16 protein-coding genes and 2 riboswitches are annotated in these 18,602 nt (G+C 39.0%); of the genes, 4 read left to right on the top strand and 12 right to left on the bottom strand.

The annotated features are described in order from the left end of the window. Positions 1-3: 3 nt before the first annotated feature. The 6 genes from polA to ACFQ19_RS15540 form a co-directional block, all read right to left on the bottom strand. Positions 4-2,640, bottom strand: coding sequence for a DNA polymerase I (gene polA / locus ACFQ19_RS15565; RefSeq protein WP_379593529.1), 2,637 nt, complete (start codon positions 2,638-2,640; stop codon positions 4-6). Positions 2,641-2,830: 190 nt separating this feature from the next. After that, a complete protein-coding gene (pnpS, locus tag ACFQ19_RS15560) occupies positions 2,831-4,195 on the bottom strand; it encodes a two-component system histidine kinase PnpS (protein WP_379593528.1) in 1,365 nt (454 codons plus the stop codon). Continuing rightward, positions 4,196-4,888 (bottom strand): response regulator transcription factor, encoded by a 693-nt coding sequence (locus ACFQ19_RS15555; protein ID WP_379593527.1) that lies wholly within the window; start codon positions 4,886-4,888, stop codon positions 4,196-4,198. Positions 4,889-5,397: 509 nt separating this feature from the next. Further along, positions 5,398-5,964, bottom strand: coding sequence for an energy-coupled thiamine transporter ThiT (gene thiT / locus ACFQ19_RS15550; RefSeq protein ID WP_379593525.1), 567 nt, complete (start codon positions 5,962-5,964; stop codon positions 5,398-5,400). Between the two features lie 151 nt (positions 5,965-6,115). Next, positions 6,116-6,219: riboswitch (TPP riboswitch) on the bottom strand. A 63-nt stretch (positions 6,220-6,282) separates the two neighbouring features. Continuing rightward, complete coding sequence (locus ACFQ19_RS15545; RefSeq protein ID WP_379593523.1) at positions 6,283-8,076, bottom strand: M3 family oligoendopeptidase; 1,794 nt, start codon at positions 8,074-8,076, stop codon at positions 6,283-6,285. Positions 8,077-8,194: 118 nt separating this feature from the next. Continuing rightward, positions 8,195-8,416: a phage holin gene (locus ACFQ19_RS15540; RefSeq protein WP_379593522.1), complete on the bottom strand. Its 222-nt coding sequence runs from the start codon at positions 8,414-8,416 to the stop codon at positions 8,195-8,197. A gap of 213 nt (positions 8,417-8,629) precedes the next feature. Between ACFQ19_RS15540 and ACFQ19_RS15535 the strand changes: the two genes are divergently transcribed. Then, positions 8,630-9,163, top strand: coding sequence for a YceI family protein (locus ACFQ19_RS15535; RefSeq protein ID WP_379593521.1), 534 nt, complete (start codon positions 8,630-8,632; stop codon positions 9,161-9,163). 61 nt (positions 9,164-9,224) lie between these two features. Here the strand turns inward: ACFQ19_RS15535 and ACFQ19_RS15530 are convergent, their stop codons facing one another. The 3 genes from ACFQ19_RS15530 to ACFQ19_RS15520 form a co-directional block, all read right to left on the bottom strand. Continuing rightward, entirely contained in the window at positions 9,225-10,097 is an 873-nt protein-coding gene (locus ACFQ19_RS15530) for a VanW family protein (RefSeq protein ID WP_379593520.1), read from the bottom strand. Positions 10,098-10,352: 255 nt separating this feature from the next. Beyond that, positions 10,353-11,561: an NAD(P)/FAD-dependent oxidoreductase gene (locus ACFQ19_RS15525; RefSeq protein WP_379593519.1), complete on the bottom strand. Its 1,209-nt coding sequence runs from the start codon at positions 11,559-11,561 to the stop codon at positions 10,353-10,355. 293 nt (positions 11,562-11,854) lie between these two features. Then, positions 11,855-12,793, bottom strand: coding sequence for a hypothetical protein (locus tag ACFQ19_RS15520; protein WP_379593517.1), 939 nt, complete (start codon positions 12,791-12,793; stop codon positions 11,855-11,857). Positions 12,794-13,055: 262 nt separating this feature from the next. Continuing rightward, a riboswitch (SAM riboswitch) is annotated at positions 13,056-13,159 on the top strand. A 130-nt stretch (positions 13,160-13,289) separates the two neighbouring features. Here ACFQ19_RS15520 and ACFQ19_RS15515 point away from each other — a divergent pair. Next, on the top strand, positions 13,290-14,396 hold the full coding sequence (locus tag ACFQ19_RS15515) for a methionine biosynthesis PLP-dependent protein (RefSeq protein ID WP_379593516.1): 1,107 nt from the start codon (positions 13,290-13,292) through the stop codon (positions 14,394-14,396). Positions 14,397-14,484: 88 nt separating this feature from the next. Here the strand turns inward: ACFQ19_RS15515 and ACFQ19_RS15510 are convergent, their stop codons facing one another. Beyond that, entirely contained in the window at positions 14,485-14,892 is a 408-nt protein-coding gene (locus tag ACFQ19_RS15510) for a Spx/MgsR family RNA polymerase-binding regulatory protein (protein ID WP_379593514.1), read from the bottom strand. A 389-nt stretch (positions 14,893-15,281) separates the two neighbouring features. On the opposite strand from ACFQ19_RS15510, the gene ACFQ19_RS15505 reads away from it, so the two are divergent. Beyond that, a complete protein-coding gene (locus ACFQ19_RS15505) occupies positions 15,282-15,377 on the top strand; it encodes a YjcZ family sporulation protein (RefSeq protein ID WP_080874150.1) in 96 nt (31 codons plus the stop codon). A gap of 187 nt (positions 15,378-15,564) precedes the next feature. Here the strand turns inward: ACFQ19_RS15505 and ACFQ19_RS15500 are convergent, their stop codons facing one another. Together ACFQ19_RS15500 and ACFQ19_RS15495 are read right to left on the bottom strand one after the other, a co-directional pair. Beyond that, a complete protein-coding gene (locus tag ACFQ19_RS15500) occupies positions 15,565-15,780 on the bottom strand; it encodes a twin-arginine translocase TatA/TatE family subunit (protein WP_379593513.1) in 216 nt (71 codons plus the stop codon). A 69-nt stretch (positions 15,781-15,849) separates the two neighbouring features. Then, a complete protein-coding gene (locus tag ACFQ19_RS15495) occupies positions 15,850-17,472 on the bottom strand; it encodes a M20/M25/M40 family metallo-hydrolase (protein WP_379593512.1) in 1,623 nt (540 codons plus the stop codon). A gap of 180 nt (positions 17,473-17,652) precedes the next feature. Between ACFQ19_RS15495 and htpX the strand changes: the two genes are divergently transcribed. Then, positions 17,653-18,558, top strand: a complete 906-nt coding sequence (gene htpX / locus ACFQ19_RS15490) for a protease HtpX (RefSeq protein WP_379593511.1) — start codon at positions 17,653-17,655, stop codon at positions 18,556-18,558. Positions 18,559-18,602: the final 44 nt, after the last annotated feature.

Below are 18,602 nucleotides of genomic sequence, written 5' to 3'. Positions count from 1 at the left end.
CCCTTACTTCGCGTCAAACCAGCTCTCGCCATAAGAATAATCCACTTTCAAAGGAACCGAAATATCTACTGTTTTTTCCATCATTTCTGGAACAATTTTCTTTAACGTCTCTATTTCGTTCTCTGGTGCTTCTAAAATCAATTCATCATGGACTTGTAATAAAAGCTTGGCTTGCAGTTTTTCTTGTTTCATCCGATTATCTAAATCAATCATGGCCTTTTTAATAATATCAGCTGCACTTCCCTGAATCGGTGTGTTCATTGCCGTTCTCTCCGCAAAACTGCGCACATTGAAATTCCGGCTCGTAATATCCGGCAAATAGCGGCGGCGGTTCATTAACGTGGAGACATATCCCTTTTGCTTTGCCTCTACGACGATATCATCCATGTATGCTTTAACATTTGGATAGCTGCTGAAATACCGTTCGATAAATTGCTTGGCTTCTTTTCTGGTGATTCCTAAGTTTTGAGATAATCCGTAATCACTTATGCCATACACAATTCCAAAGTTAACAGCCTTCGCTTGACGGCGCATATTTGAGGTAACCTCTTCCCGTTCTACATGAAATACATCCATGGCCGTTTGCGTATGAATGTCTAAATCATTTTGAAACGCCATTTTTAATTTCTCATCGTCCGCAATGTGAGCCAGCACCCGCAGTTCAATTTGTGAATAATCCGCTGCAAACATTTTCCATCCTTGGTGTGATGGAACGAAAGCTTGCCGTATTTTTCGGCCTTCCTCCAACCGGATAGGAATATTTTGCAAATTGGGATCCACAGAACTCAAACGGCCGGTCTGTGTTAACGCCTGATTAAAGCGCGTATGAATTTTATGCGTATCATCATGAACCACTTTTTGCAGTCCTTCAATATAGGTTGACTGCAGCTTTCCTAACTGACGGTACAGCAGTAATTTCGGTATAATTTCATGCTGATCGGCAAGTTGTTCCAACACATCTGCCGCTGTAGAATAACCTGTCTTTGTTTTCTTGATAACAGGAAGACCTAAATCTTCAAATAATACAGGTCCCAGCTGCTTTGGTGAATTCAAGTTGAATTCTTTGCCTGCCAGTTCATATACTTCTTTTTCCAGTTTATCCAGTCGTTCCTTCAAATCTTCTCCCATTTCTTTCAGACGATCCACATCTACTAAAACACCATGGTGTTCCATCTCAGCAAGAATCAGTGCAAGCGGCATTTCTAAATGCTTTAATAAATCCGCTTGTTCATTCTCCTCTAATTCCTTCTCCATCCCAGGATACAATTCCAGCAGCGTATCAGTTTTCCGGATGACGTGCTCACTGAGAACCGCTTCTTCCGGCACCTGTTGTTTCGCTCCTTTTCCGTACACCTCTTCATCAAAGGACACATCATATTTTCCTTTTCTGCTTGCAATCCCCGGAATATCGTGGTTATTTTCAGCAGGATTAATTAAATAAGAAGCAAGCAAGGCATCAAACACAATGCCTTCTATTTGAATATCACGACGTAATAAGGCAACTTTTGTCCGTTTTGCATCAAATACAATCTTCTTTTTCGCAGGGTCTTCCGCCCATTTTTTGAAAGCCGACGATTCCGCTGCTACAGAAATAGGAATAAAACTTTTTTTATTTTCATTGACAACCCCGATTCCTTCAATTGGTTCGGTATGATAGTTTTCTCCCAGCATTTCTACAACAAGGGCATCCTGTTTGGAAAATAGCGCTTCTGTTACTTCTTCCACGATGCTATAATCTATTTCTTTGTATCCTGCTTTCTCCTCTTCCGCTTCTTCTGTTCCGGAAATTCGCGTTAATAGCGACTGGAAACCTAAGTCCATAAACATATTACGAACAGATGCTGTGGAGAAGCCTTCATAAACAGCATCATCCAATTGAACGGTAATGGGCGAGTCCCGGTTAATGGTAGCTAAATCCTTACTCATTATCGCATCATCACGATAGGTTGTTAAATTTTCCTTCAGCTTTTTCCCGCTGACCTCATCTAAGTGTTCGTACACTTTCTCTAATGTATGAAACTGTGTTAACAGTTTGGTAGCTGTTTTTTCACCGATTCCCGGAACGCCAGGAATATTATCTGAACTGTCTCCCATCAGTCCTTTCAAATCCGTAATCTGTTCCGGGGTTACTTGCATCTTTTCGAATAGGTAAGAGGGTGTATAGTTTTCAATTTCACTGATTCCTTTTTTGGTCACCCGGACAGTCACCTGGTCCGATACAAGCTGCAGTAAATCTTTGTCGCCGGAGAACACGGTTATGTCCCATTCTTCGTTATCTGCCTGTTTCGATAATGTTCCAATAATATCATCTGCTTCATATTGATCCAGCTGGTAATGTTTAATACCAAACGCATCGAGCAGTTCTTTTAAGACAGGAAATTGTTCAGAAAGTTCCGGGGGTGTTTTTTCCCGGCCTCCTTTATATTCTTTATACGTTTCGTGGCGGAAAGTCGTTTTTCCTGCATCAAAAGCAACAAGCATATGTGTCGGCTGCTCTTCTTCTAAAATCCGAAGCAATATCGTAGTAAAACCATAGATACCATTGGTATAAACGCCTTTTTCATTATTTAACAGCGGCAACGCAAAAAAAGCGCGATAAATAATACTGTTGCCATCAATTAAGATCAGCTTTTGGGTCATCATTCTGTCTCCTTTATCTTTCATCGCTAATTGTAATCTTATTTTATCATGTTTAGAGAAAACTGCATAATGCGTATACGTAGGTTATCCTTTACTCCCTTATCTTATAACGGCAGTTCTTTCATTTATAAAGTGACACTTCCTTCCGTTACCCTACAAGAACAAAAGCCACCACCCGGGCGGTGATGACTTAAGGTTTTGGTATATATACATGGACTGCTGTTCCTTTGTCCACTTCACTTTCTAAAACAATTTCCCCTTGGTGAACCTCGACTATATGCTTTACTATAGCGAGTCCAAGGCCGGTTCCTCCCGTATTTCTGCTTCTGTCCTTATCCACTCTGTAAAAGCGTTCAAACACTCTGGAAGTCGCCTTTTGTTCAATACCGATTCCTGTATCCTCAATGAGAATATGAACACGTTCATTTTCTTCATTTATGCTTAAATGGATATTTCCTCCAGATGGTGTATAGTTAATCGCATTATCTACGAGATTGATAATAACCTGCTTCAATTTATCAGAATCTGCATACACGTCTGTATCCGGAGAAATCGATGTTGTAAAATCTAAATCTTTTTTTGCTGCTTTTTGTTCCAGTTGCGGCAGCACTTCATCTATCATTTGTTTCGCATTAAAACGCTCTTTTTCCAGTTGGAAATCTTCCCTTTCCAGGCGGGAAAGTTCTAACAGATCTTCTATAAGCAATTGCAGCCTGTGGCTTTCCTTATATATAATCTCAATAAACTCTTCTGCCGCTTGCTCATCATGTTGCTTTTCCTTTAATGTTTCCGCAAACCCACGTATAGACGTAATAGGTGTACGCAATTCATGAGAAACATTCGCAACAAAATCTTTACGCATTTTTTCTAACCGCTTCAATTCTGTTATATCATAAATAACCAGTACAGCCCCCTTAATCATATTATGCTCGTTAAAAACAGGTGCAGCAATAACTTCCATATAGTTTTTAGTCAGCCCGCGCTCGTTTTTAAACTGTTCTTTGACAGGCTGTTCATACAGAAATGTTTCTTGGACAACATTGTGCATGGCTTCATTTTCAAATACATCATAATATAAATGACCGCGATACTGTTTATCTTCCCCTTGAAACATTTCCAAGAAACCTCGATTCACCAGGTGAACGTACCCTTTTTCATCAATCAGCGCGAGGCCGTTTTTCATATTATCGATAATAGAAGTTAATTGCTCTGCCTGCATTTGTTCCTGAATCGTAATTTCATTCATATTCCGCGCTAATTTATTGATGTTTTTGCTTAATTGCTCCATTTCTTTACTATTACTGTTGTTAAAGCGGGCTGAATAATTTCCTTTAATCATTTCATTTACTGTTTTTGAGGCTTTATTAAGCGGTCTTGCGTATTTGTTATAAAATTGCATAAATATAATAGAAATCACTAAAAATTCTACTAATATAATAGCTATGATAAAAATCCAATTTCCTTGAGCTTGTACCATCAGCCACCCTGATAATATCAGGACCACCGTGATGCCAAGAATATTTGGAAACAATGGCTTTGAAAATAATATATGCATTTAAACCGGCTCCTCTAGTTTATAACCTAACCCACGAACTGTTTTGATATATACAGGCTTTTTAGAATCAGGTTCAATTTTATCCCGCAGATGGCTTACATGCACATCCACGATTCTCGTATCTCCCATGAAATCATAATCCCATACACTGCTGAGTAATTGATCTCGGGAAATGACTTTTCCTTTATGTTTAGCCAAATAGTACAGGAGTTCAAACTCTTTTCTTGTAAAAGTAATTAATTCTTCTTTTATTTCTGCTTCATAGCGCTCCGGGTAAATTGTTAAATCTTTTATTCGCAGAGACTGAAAATAATCCCCTTCCGGCCGCTGTGACCTCCTGATAATGGCCTTCACACGGGCAACCACTTCTTTCGGGCTGAACGGTTTTGTCAAATAATCATCTGCTCCGAGCTCCAGACCAAGGATTTTGTCAATTTCCTCATCTTTTGCTGTCAGCATTAAAATCGGTGTGTCCATATCATTTTTTCGAAGTTTCCTGCATACTTCTATCCCGTCTAATTTCGGGAGCATTAAATCTAAAATAATCAATTCATAGCGGTTAGATGAAGCTTTCTCGTAAGCCTCTTCCCCGTCGTATGCCACGTCTGTCGTAAACCCGGCATTCTCGATATTGTATTTTAGCAACGTCACAATGGATTGTTCATCATCTACGATTAGAATTTCTTTATCCATTTGGAAAATCCCCCCTTAATTCATATATACGTTCCCATTGATAAAAAATCCTTCTTTAAATAAGATTTTCTCGAAGGAAAAGGAACATAAAAATATATTGCTTTCATCTTTATTTTCTTTATTCTACCATTATTTAGCCAGATAGCCTATTCCATAACAGAATGTTAATAAAACTTAACAAAATTAACATTCTGTTGAAAAAGAGTAGAAGGTGTAAGGCTGCCGCTGCGGCGGACCGTTTTGCTTTCCGACGTACAACGGTTTTTGATGGAGCGAGTAACCGCAGTCCCAGGACGTCGGAAAGCGAAGGGCTTGGCCGGAGTAGTCGCTATACACCATATTCTGATCAAAAAATAAAAGAATGTTTAAACTTAACATGATAATAGAGAGCGTGTTCATCCTGAAACAGCAAGGTTTATATACTTATTCTTTAGTGCGAACGTTGAGAAAATGAAATAAAAATCCTGAAGCAAGGCATGCTGCAGGATTTTTGTGTGAGGGAGTTTTCTTTACATTTTTCCTACTAATGTTCTCGGCTGTTTATAAAACAAAAGAAATACAATAATAAGACTTAAAACAAAAGATGGAATCATATAAGATGAATTATAAATTAATGAATAGAGCCAGGCTGGCTGCCCTTCTACTGCTGAACCGAAGAACACCATTCCGGCAATATAATGACAAATAAAACGGGCTGCTGAACCCAGGAATACGCCTGTCAGAATGTAGATAAAAGATTTTTTTATCTGCTTCTTTTTCATATTGTCGATAACCTGCTTGGAAAACACTCCAGCCAGTCCGACAACAGTGAAAGCTAGCCCATATTCAATAATGCCCTGTACCGGGTGCAAGATATAAGCCGTACCTGTAGCCACCTGCAGTATTCCCCAGAGGAACCCGGACAATAAGCCTCCCTTTAATCCCCACCGGAAAGCAACAATAAAGACAGGAATCATTGCAAAAGATACAGACCCTCCTTGCGGCCAGAGTGTAAATCCAATTGGTAAAATATCCAGTAATAAAGCCAGTGCTGTAAAGATAGCTACTTCGACCAAAAACAATGTTTTATTTTTCAAATGTTTCTCCCCCATTTACATGAAACAATCATAATTTAATACTTTCCTAACGCACAAAAAAGTAATGCCAAGGGGAGTCTTCTTGATGGTCATGTTCTTCCAATAATCATAAAAGAACATTTTACACTCCGCTCACACATTACTTTTATATCCATCAAAAAGTCCACAATCCCTGCGCCAGCGTTAACTGACAGGTTCAAAGGGTCAGAACACAAACATGTCCACTCTCAGCCAAAGGCTCCCCTTGCAGGCTTTTTTATTCACTTTTTTGTATAAATGTAGTATAAATCACTTTTAGATAATTCGCAATAGACGTGATTACTTTTCCAGTTTCTTGGCTAGTTCTAAAAATTCCTGGACATCCTGTTTACATATTTCCATTGCATTTTCCCAGAAATCAGGTTTTGTCAGATCCACCTGCAGATGCTTTTCAGCAAGTTGTTCCACAGTCATCCGGCCGGTATCTCTTAATAATGTAATATATTTTTCTTCAAAATTACCTTCATATTCTTTCGCATATGCATAAATTCCCTGACTGAATAAATAACCGAATGTATAAGGGAAATTATAGAACGGTACATTGGTAATATGAAAATGCAGCTTGGACGCCCAAAAATGCGGGTCGTATTCAGACAAACTTTCGCAATACGCTTCTTTTTGTGCTTCTACCATAAGCTCATTCAACCGGTACGTGCTTACCATCCCCTGTTTGCGTTCTTTATAGAATTGTTTCTCGAATAAGAAGCGGGCATGGATATTCATAAAGAAAGCAATGCTGCGTGACACTTTATCTTCTAATAAGGTCAACTTTTCTTCATCTGTTTGAGCCATTTTTACCGACGCATCTGCGACAATCATTTCCGCAAACGTGGAAGCAGTTTCTGCCACATTCATGGCATAACCTTGATTTAACCCATTTACATCATTCATCACATACTGATGATAACCATGCCCTAATTCATGGGCCAGTGTCGCGATATTGGAAGGCGTTCCTGAGTAAGTCATAAAGATACGGGTCTGCTCACTGACAGGAAAGCTCGTACAGAAACCTCCAGGACGTTTCCCTGCCCGATCTTCCGCTTCAATCCAGCGTTTCTCAAATGCCATTTGTGCGAAATCCGCCATTTGCGGGCTGAAACTGCGGAATTGTTCCACAATAAAAGCCGCTCCCGCATCATAGCTCATCTTTTCTATATTTGACCGGATAGGAGCATGTACATCAAAAATGCTTAATTCGTCCAAACCCAGCAGAGAAGCTTTTTGGTGTAAGTAATTAACAAATAGCGGTTTGTGTTTTTCAATCGCTCCCCACATCGCATGCAACGTTTCTTGCTGCATCCGATTTTTCTCTAAGGGCTCTTTCAACACATTCTCCCAACCGTAATGTTTATAAGTTTGCAGCCGAAAGCCCGCCAAGTGATTTAACGTCTGTCCGAATAAAGCTTCATTCTTTTTCCATGCATCACTGATTTGGCGAAAAACATGCTCTCTTTGCGCACGATCAGCAGTGGATAATTTATTTGAGGCCTGTCCGACAGAGTAAGGCTGCACCTCTCCGTTCTCTTCTATATCGATTGTCATGTTGCCGACAACCGCTTCATACATCTGATTCCAGGCATGGTATCCATCTATTGCTAAATCGCTGATTAAAATTTCTTCGTTTTCCGACAATTGTTCACGTGCTCGTTCTCTCCTTTCAGTTAATATAAATTGCAGCGGTTTCATTGTGTCTTGTACAAGCAGCCGGTTCCACGCAGTATCTGTTATTGCTGCCAGTTTCTGATCAATTATTTTCGTAAGCGCGCTATACGCTGCTGCTATTTGAGCTCTTTTGGCAACATAGATTTCAGCTTGTTTATCTGTTACATCTTGGGCACTTAAACAACTGATATAAGCTCCCATCTCACGTACCTTTTTCGTTATCCGTTCTAAATCACATACGATCTTTTCCCAGTTTTCAACCGATCCATTCGTGTCCATACGTGTTACTTCTTCGGTCAATGTCTCAATCTCTTTGCTGATTTCATAGACAAATTGATGGAACGCTTGTGAATTACTTTCTCCCGAAAAAATAACATCTAAATCCCATGTCGACTGTAAATTCTGAATCATTCGCTTCTCCCCTTTTTTATTTATTCTATGCTCTAATATTTAGTATATCGAACTTTTCATTCAAAAGCATTAAAAAACAGCCTGTATAGAACTTCAATTCTATGACAGGCTACATTTTTTATTTCTTACTTTTTTTATCCTTCTTTTTCTCTTTTGCCATATTTACCTTTTTTCGTCTTAACCAGGCATGCAGAACGGTTACAATGGTGAATATGGCTGATACCACTTGTTCTATAAGGGTACTATCGATAAGCATTGGTGACTTACCAAATAGCACAAGAACTTGGTTCGCTGCGGCAATCATCACGGCAATTATACTAATCACAGTACCTTTGTCCACTTTTTCCCCCTCCTCTTTACAACCCTATATATTCATATTTCAAACACATGATTTTAGGAACGGCATCAACCTTTATACGTTTTATAAAATTATAATACGGGTAATATATATGTAGTTAAACTATTTTTAATTAAATATACTTGACTTCCATTGTTTATTATTTTACACTGGGTAACAGAAAGTAAGTAACTAATATTTGAGGAGGTTTCATACATGGCAAAAGTAAACTGGGATTTAGACACAGCGCATAGTGAAGTAGGTTTTTCTGTAAAGCATATGATGATTTCGAAAGCAAAAGGTACTTTCGACAATTTTGATGCAAAAATACATGCAGATGCAGAGGATTTAACAGATGCAGAAATTGAATTAACCATTGATGTAGCAAGCATCAACACACGGAATAACGATCGGGATGACCACCTTCGTTCTGCTGATTTCTTTGATGTTGAAAATTATCCAAAGATCACTTTCCAAGCAACTGATATCGAAAAATCCGGCAGCGAGTATAAAGTAACTGGTAATTTAACAATGAAAGAAACAACAAAACCTGTTACATTGGATGTTGAGTTTGAAGGCCAAAGTAAAGATCCGATGAGCGGCAATATGGTTGCAGGTTTCAGCGGTTCTACAAGCATTAATCGGAAAGAATTCGGCTTAACCTGGAATGCTTCCCTTGAAACCGGCGGCGTTCTTGTTGGAGAAGAAGTAAAAATTAACTTCGAATTGGAATTACACAAACCAGAATAATCGCGTAACTCCATTATTGAATTACAAAGCTAAAGCCCTGATTTTACGGATGTCCGTAAAATCAGGGCTTTTTTGGCTGAAACAGTGAAGCATCGTTGCTTGTATAAACAACAATGGTTAGCGCTCCTTCTTCCGCAGAGGCTTGAATAAGCACAGGATGATTATATTTATTTCGAAAAGCAAAATCAGGTCCCCACCAGCTTACCGTAGCATCTCTCCCCTTGGGGACATACGGCACTTCTCTGCTGTGTGCATAGCGTTCGGTTACTTCAATCCCTTGAAGATCGACAGCATTAAATAAGGTCGAGGACACCTGGCAAATCCCTCCGCCTATATCTTCACTGAATTCTCCTTTTACAATAACCGGAGCCGGGAGATAGCCTCTTTCCCGGGTTCGCTCTCCCACTACTTCATTAAAAGAAAAATACTCACCGGGAAAAATCACTGTATTATTAACCGCTTCAGCTGAAAGTTCAATATTGCGTGTTCTTTCCGCATTGCTTGTTCTGAACTTAGTCGTGAAACGGTTTAATTCTTTCTCTTTTATCTCTTTTAAAAGTGCTTCATTCACACGTGCCGGAATCGGCTGCTTCGGTACTAGCAGCTGTTGATTTTTACCATGATAATATACCTCACTCATTAGTGTATGAAATTGTGTAACATCCAGCACAAATCCCGGCTTTTCTTTTACCATATTTCCATCCTTGTCCATATAAGCATTTTCCGGCTCTTGATAAACTTGCTTTTGCATATACTTCGTTAGATGTTGAATATGACGCCAATCTAAAAGTGCTTCATCCATTTCAAACACATAAGCATTTAAGTCAATTGTCCAGGAGTCTTTTCGCTCATCATAAAGCTCCAACACGGCAGCATGTGCTGTTGAAGGAAATAAAAAAAAGCAAAACATAAAAGATAATAATAAATAACGCATGATGCACACCCCTTTCGCTTTAGTATGCTGGGGATGTTTTATTTCTATGCAGCGAAAAAATGCCGGGGAAGCAGCTTCCCCGGCATTTTTAAAACTTATCTAAAGTCCCTGTTATCTTCTAAATATTCACTTGCAACACGGTAACCGACGAGGGCTGTCAAAGCAAGCAAAACATAACAAAATACATTCTTCATATCTCTTACCTCCTGTGGAGTAGTTTATCAAATACGCATTTAATGATGATGTCATCCAGATTTAGAATGGACGGAATTTACCTTTTTTAAGTACTGTTTTCGCACCGCCTACTAAGAATAGGGAACGGTCATCAACTACTTTTTTCATTGCTGCAGCTGCTTTACCGCTTAGTTTTTTACCGTCAAGGACGTTTCCAATACCATCAGATAAACCAAGAGAAGCAACTGTCCCTTTATCAGAGTAAACAAAATCAGTAACTACTTCATCACGGATTAATGCAACAATATTGTCCGCAGCTTTCGCGCCTTCTTGTACTGCTAACTGACCAGTTGGAGGGAAAGGTTTGCCACTTTCCGGATCCATTGTCCAAGAGCAGTCGCCAAGTACGAAAATACTTTCTTCGCCTTCCGGACGTAAATCTAACCCAACATTTACTTTTCCTTTGAACATATCAAATCCTGATTCTGACAGAACAGGATTGCCCATTACGCCGCCAGTCCATACAATGGTTCCAGCTTTAATAAGCTCATGATCATCGCCGACAACGAAGCCTTCTTCTGTACATTCTTTGATAGCAGTGCCGATACGGAATTCCACGCCGCGATTTTCTAAAGATTGCTTCCCGTAAGCAACTAAGTCATCGTCAAACATTGGTAAAATGGACGGCATCGCTTCTACGTTAATAATTTTTGCTTTGCTTCGGTCAATATCATATTTTTTACATAACTCAGGAACCTTGTCCGCAAGTTCACCGACAAATTCAATACCTGTAAAACCGCCGCCGCCGACAACAATAGTAAGCTGTTCATCATGCTTTTCTTCGCTTGAAGAATATTGCGCGAATTGATACTCGATGTGCTCAGCGATTAAACGGCTTGAATCGATATCTGTGATAGCATAAGCATTTTCTTCCATGCCAGGAATGCCAAAGGAGTTGGATACAAATCCAAGTGCAAACACTAGATAGTCATAGGAAACTTCACTATTTTCCAATACGACACGCTTGTCCTCCCGTTTTACTTCGGTAACGTTGTCATAAATTAAACGAACCCGCTTCGGATTAACAACATCTGTCAACATAAAACGTGCCTGGTTCGGATTAATCGTTCCTGCTGCTACTTCATGCAACCATGTACTTTCATAATGATAATTATGTTTGTTGATCAGAACAATTTCCGCTTCTTCAGCAGAAAGCTGTTGTGTTAAACGTCTTGTTGCCACTAATCCAGCATAGCCGGCACCAAGCACAACTACTTTTGGTTTACTCATATTTCATCTTCCTTCCTTTCTATACTTCCATAAATAAAATGCAATGTAATTTTGAACTATCACGATTAATAGTTGCTGCATCTATTATAATATCAAATTTTGCAGTGTTAAGCTAATTTTCATCAACATTTCTTCAGAAAAATTTCCACTCTGTTAAGTGTACTTTTCCCTGTTCCACCTATTTCAAACGTTTGCCCCTTGCATTTACGAATTTAAAATGCTGCTTTTATCGCAATTAAAAAACGGCAAATAATGCGAGTGGAGGCAAATTTACCGTTTTTCATCTTTTTTATTTATTCGGAATAGATGGAAGCTGTATTTGGTTTATTTTCTTCGGAATCATCGTCTTCATGATCTTCGTCCAGCTCTTCTTCATCTTCTGTTTCGTCCTCTGCATCTTCTTTTCCTTCTTCATTATCCCCATTTTCATTATCGTCTATCGGTTCTTCTTCTGGGTACTTTATTTCGTCCTCTTGGTCGTTTTTATCTTCTTTATTTTTATCTTTATCTTCCTCACCATTTTCGTTTTCTGTTTCTTTATCTCTTTTCGAATTTTCATCTTTTGATGGCTTACGTTTACCATTTATCTTTTTCTTATCTTTTTCATTAAGAGACTCACCAGAATCTGTGGCAGTATTCTTTTTTTCAGGTTTCTTCTGTTCTACTTGTTCATCTGAAGAATTTGTTTTCTTTTGAGAGTTATCTTCATCTGTTTCTTTTCTTTCCGTATTTTCATTATCTTCTTCAGTTGTATAACCTTCCCTATGAGAAGTATGATGTGCTTCGTTTTCATTTGATTCATCCGTTTTCTTATTCGTTATTTGATAAGCGGATGTTTCCTCAGAAACAGCATTATTTCTTTCCTGCTTGTCTGGTTTCTGATCTGTATGTGTTTCCGTTTCTGTATCTGCTGCTTCTTCCGTTGTCTCTTGTGCAGAGCTATTCTCTGTTTGCACTTCTGTTTCCCTGTCTGTTTGTTGAGGCTTGTTATGATGATCTACATGAGCGGTTTGATAAATTTGTTCATTGTCTCCTAATAACCGGTCATTCCAAGAGGTCGTGAAAAGCTCGACACTTTCTCCCATTTGCCCATCACCGCTATTGTCATCATCGGTACTTACTTCCATGGAATATTCCACTGAATCATTGTCTTTATAAATGCCCATGCCAATAATGACAATACATCCTGCTAACAAAGAAATGTTAACCAGTAACAGTTTTTTTCTGCGCATATATCTTCTTCCTTTTTTTAAAATTATCATACGAATACTTGTATTTTCATGCTTCCATATAACTTTAATTATACTTTCACCTATAAAATCATCATATCCATTGTAATCTCCATGAAGGACCTTTTCAAATACTTTTCGGTTTTTTTATCTGCAAATCTTGGTCCAGCATTACCGCGTCCCGCTTTTTGACTGATGAAAAATAATTTAGGCTTGATTTTTTTTCTTCTCTCTTGTAAAGTAAACGTAATTATAAATATGTTAATTCTTATCCAGAGAGACGGAGGGACTGGCCCGCAGATGTCTCAGCAACCGGCTAATTTTAGCAAGGTGCTAATTCCAGAAGGGGTTCCCCTTTAAAGATAAGAGATGTGTGTTATGTTGATATTACACCCTTCTTATCTCTGGATAAGAAGGGTTTTTTATTCATTTAACAGAAAATACATAGGGAAATAGCACATTCACAAGCACGCTTTTCTTATGAAGGAGGAAAAAATTAATGAAAAAACTAGAAACCGCATTAGTACAATTAGGAAACAAAACAGATGAACGGACAGGAGCGATAAACTTACCAATCCATTTATCAACAGCTTACCAGCATCAGGAAATTGGTCACTCCACCGGGTACGATTATACCCGCACTAAAAATCCGACCAGATCTGTACTGGAAGATGGATTTGCGAAGTTAGAAGAGGGAGATGCCGCTTTCGCCTGCAGTTCCGGGATGGCTGCGATTCAATTAATCCTTTCCTCTTTATTCCAAGCAGGTGATCATCTCATTGCGACAAAAGATATCTACGGGGGGACGTATCGTATTTTTGACCATTACGAAAAAGCATACCATGTTTCTGTAACATATGATGAATGTCAGGATGTATTAGAAACAGAGCGGTGTATTCAAGAAAATACAAAAGCTATCTTTTTGGAAACACCTACAAATCCGTTACTACAAGAAGTTGACATTAAAAAATATGCGGAACTGGCACAAAAATATCATTTGTTCCTTATCGTTGATAATACTTTCTTAACGCCATACTTGCAGCAGCCTATTACGCTTGGTGCGGATATTGTCGTACACAGTGCAACCAAATATATTGGCGGACATAATGATGTACTAGCTGGACTTGTAGTAACCAAAACACCGGAATTATCCGAGAAAGTATTCGAAATGCATAACGCTTCCGGCGCTACTTTATCTCCGTCAGACAGCTGGCTTCTTGTCCGCGGTTTAAAAACACTTGCACTCCGTATGCAGCGTCATGAAGAAAATGCCAGGCATCTTGCTGCTTATTTAGAAGAACACCCGGCAGTCAGCCAAGTTTTTTACCCGAACAGGGGCGGTATGCTTTCATTTTGCTTAGAAGATGCAAGTCTGGTAAAGTCCTTTTTAGCTAATCTGAATATCATTGTGTTTGCTGAGAGTTTAGGCGGTGTGGAAAGCTTTATTACGTATCCTACCACCCAGACACATGCGGATATGCCGGAAGAGGAAAGAATCCAGCGGGGCATCGGTAATGACCTGCTTCGTTTCTCTGTAGGTGTGGAAGATGTAGAAGATTTAAAAGCGGATATGGAGCAAGCATTACAAGTTATTCGTAATGTATAATATATCATAACACTAATACGAAAAAAGAGACAGATAAGCTGTCTCTTTTTTCGTATCTATTTTTGGATTTAAGGTTCATGTAAGGTTGTTACCCTTTTATTAATCCTAAATCCACTTTCCACTGTGACCACTGCAGCTGTCTTGTTTTCCGAGGTAAAAATTGTCGAATGTCTTCTTCATGATAACCGACTTGAAACCTTTTTTCATCAACCAAAATCGGACTTTTCAGCAATCTTGGGTATTCGTGAATTAATTTTAGTAAGGTTTGTAAAGACAATTCCTCTACATTCAAGTTTAATTCCTTGTAAATTTTAGAACGGGTTGAAAGAATTTCATCTGTACCTTCTACCGTCATTTGTAAAATATTTTTTAGTTCTTCAATAGTTAATGGTTGATGTAGAATATTCCTTTCCTTATAAGCAATTCCATTTTTGCGAAACCATTGTCTGGCTTTTCTTGTAGATGAGCAAGATACTCCGTAAATATGCACTGTCATATTCATTCTCCTTATTGTTTGACATATTCATTACAAGAATCAAAGTGATAATCTATAAAATGAAAAACGACACGTTTTGCCTTTTCATTTCATTTTTCTATCTTACCTATTACTTTAGCACGTAAATGTGGTAAAACTATGGTACAGCCATAAAAAAAACATAAAATGAAGCTTAATTCATTGAAATATAGCGGTTTATAATCCATTACTGTTTATAAACCGACCGAAAAAACCTTCATTAACCAGTACTTGTTCCGCAAAAAATCATTTCTGTTTTTCGTTCATTATTATTGATTCGATATGTACAGGCGAAAATCCTTTTTTTCTGGTCAAATACCCTTCCTAAAAGAGCAACATATCATATAGTAAACACACAGGGGGGTGTAAAAATGAGTAAATACAATGAATTTGGAGGGGGTTTTGCCTTACTCGTAGTCCTTTTCATATTATTAATTATTGTAGGTACTTCTTATTGGGGGTACTAACAATAGGATGAAAGACAAATCTTTTCCTCCTCTTCCCTATAATTAACTAGCTTTTATGTACGGCAAGCTAAAAATAGATCGTGATGATGAACGCTTGTAAAGACAGCTTATCAATCTCTTTACAAGCATTTTTTTATATAGAAAAACAAGGCGTACAATGGAAAAAACCGTTGACGCCTTGCTGCTCCTATTTTGATGAATCTTTCTCCAATTCATCCTTCTCTTCTTTTGTTTCACTATTTTTACCTTCATCAGACATTAAATTATTCGCTGAATTTTTAAATTCCCGTAAGGTTTGTCCGGCTGCTTTTCCGATTTCCGGCAGCTTCTTAGGGCCAAAAATAATTAAAGCAAGAACAACAATCAATATTAAACCCGGAATACCTATATTAGCTGGGTTCATGGAACAACACCTCCATTCTCTTTTCATTATAAATCATTTGCTGTTATTTTTTAATGGGAAAAGGTAAAATTATAACGATTTTTCTTCTTTTTTCGAAATTTGTAGTATAAGCTGTCTCATTAAGGACGGAAATTGCTCAAATGCATTGGCAATATGCAGTCTCTCTGTCCGTTTATGTGCGTCATGACCATATGGCCCTATATTTAAAACAGGAGCGCTCAATGCACGCATAGACGAAAATGGTAATGTATACGAATCTCCCCAGACCGGCGTGTTCTCTTCGTAGACCTGCAAGTCTTTATCACTGCCCTGATAATTCACATAGCTCAAATCACAGATGCCATTTAAAAAATGACTTCTTTTGATCTCTGCTTGAAATTGCTTTTTTGCTTCTGTCTTCATAAAATCCACGCAAAATTCGACAAGCCGGTTACCGCTGGAATTAACAGCCGGGTAATAAGGCGGAGCAAATAAAACGACAATCGCCGGCGCAAGCTCTTGACAATGAATCATCAGACTATCCGTGATACGCAATGACTTCTCCCTGTCATCATACGCATCATGATAATGCACATCCTTTTTCAAATCGTCTACAAATTCTCGCCCTAATTTATTGATTGCATATTCCAGCAATTCTTTATAAGAAAACACCTTCACATGACCAATCGGATCCACCTGGTTATCCTGACATATTTTTTTATACCGTTCATTACATTGTGCGGCAGCAACCTTCGCAGTCTGTTCAAACAAAGTAAATGCTTCCTCCGCTGTTCTCTCTAATAGAAAGATATTATACAATGCAGAAGACCGGTACGGTGTCTGAGTAGAGTAGCGCAATCGCAAATCTGTCTGCTGCAGCGTAACGGGCAACGGCGCTGTTTCTTCAAGCACCGTCTCCTTGAAAATCGGATTCCACTCCATCTCTCTCGTTAAAAACGAAGAGATAAATGGCGATGTCATCCCGCTCAGTGGCTCCCCTGCGTGGGTTTCCTTTCCATAAAACAGCGCTCCTGCCAACACCTTACCAATGGTGCCGCTGTAAATATAGTGCGTATTATCTTTGGGATCATGCCGAAATGAAGGTTCGCTGTTTAAAAATAACGTATAGGTTAATTGATGCTGCTTTTGTAAATCTGTAAGTACTGGGATGGCATAACGCATCCCCGCTGAATTCACCTCTTCATCCGGAACCGTCAGTAAAAGCAGATTCACAGGCCATTTCTCTGCAGCAGCCTGTTCTATCAAGCTCATATGCATCACCAGCCCCATCTTCATATCCATTGTCCCGCGCCCGAATAAAAATTCGACTGATTCTATCTCTGTCCGAATATCCCGGGAAAAAGTGTCCTTTTGTTCCAGGTATGCTTTGGTAAGCTCCTCCGGCTGTGTTGCAAGCGGCTCCAATGAACCATACTCCTCGGTGTTTACGGTATCAAAATGGCTGATGAGGCAAATCGTCCGGGAAGCATCCGGATGCTTGTATAAAGCCGTTAACAGTTTCCGGCGTTGATCAGCCTCATGCAATGCTAAATAATCCGGATGTTCATAAAAATAATCCACATCTTGCAGTTTCGCATATAACTTTCTGGGAAACTGCTTCTCTCCTTCCGAAAGACTGATACTTTTCCAGCTGACCAGCTCATTCAAGAGCCGGCGTAAAGCTTCAGGACTGTTCCATTGCAACGCACTCATTAAAACCCCCGCCTTTCTGCCAACGTTCCTTTCCATTATATCAGCAATTGAATACGTTTACAGTATTTATTATGATTCTCAAGCTTAAAGAATTTGGCTCCCTTAACGCGACGAAAGTTTAGCCTGCACTGCAAAATATGATATGATTTAGAAAATAGAAAATAAATCAGGAGGTTATTTATGGGGAAACGAGTTCTGTTATTTCTTTTAACAAACATCTTAGTAATGACAACCATTGTCATTATCTGGTCCATTATCACGAGTATATTTGATATTGGACCAAGTTATCGTGCGGATGGAGGAATTGATTATCCTTCCCTCATGATATTTAGTATTATTGTCGGTTTTACCGGTTCCTTTATTTCTTTAGCAATGTCCCGCTGGATGGCTAAAACCATGATGAAGGTAAAAGTCATTGACCCGGACAAAGCGACCAGCCCGCAGGAACGTGCGGTTTATGAAAAAGTAGAACGCTTATCCCGTGCTGCAGGACTCACGCATACGCCAGAGGTAGGTATTTACCATTCCCAGGAAATCAATGCTTTTGCGACCGGTCCAACCAAGAAACGTTCGTTGGTTGCTGTCTCGCAAGGGTTATTGGATAATATGGATGATGATGCAGTAGAAGGTGTTATTGCACACGAAGTAGCTCACGTTTCAAACGGCGATATGGTTACTATGACGTTATTACAAGGTATTATTAATACATTTGTTGTCTTCCTGTCCCGTATTGCCGCAAGTATCGTGTCACGCATGGTGCGCTCTGAGTTGCAATGGATTGTTCATTTTGCCTGCATTATTATTTTCCAAATCCTTTTCTCTATCTTAGGCAGCCTTGTTGTCAGCGCCTATTCCAGATACCGGGAATATCATGCAGACCGAGGCGGTGCTGATTTAGCCGGAAAAGATAAAATGAGACACGCGCTTGAGTCTCTAAAACTGCATATTAACCGTGCAGAAGCAGATGACCACAGTAATGATGCAGCTATTCAAACAATGAAAATCAGTAATAAATCAAGCATGCTCAATGCTTTTTCTTCACACCCGCCATTAGATCAGCGGATTGCGAAATTAGAGCAAAGATAATGAAAAAACATCCTTCTGGAAAAGTATAAACTTCTCCTAGAAGG

The sequence above is a fragment of the Oceanobacillus locisalsi genome, from assembly GCF_042675985.1.
Lineage (GTDB): Bacteria > Bacillota > Bacilli > Bacillales > Amphibacillaceae > Oceanobacillus > Oceanobacillus locisalsi.
This window is presented reverse-complemented; position numbering and strand designations above follow the sequence as displayed.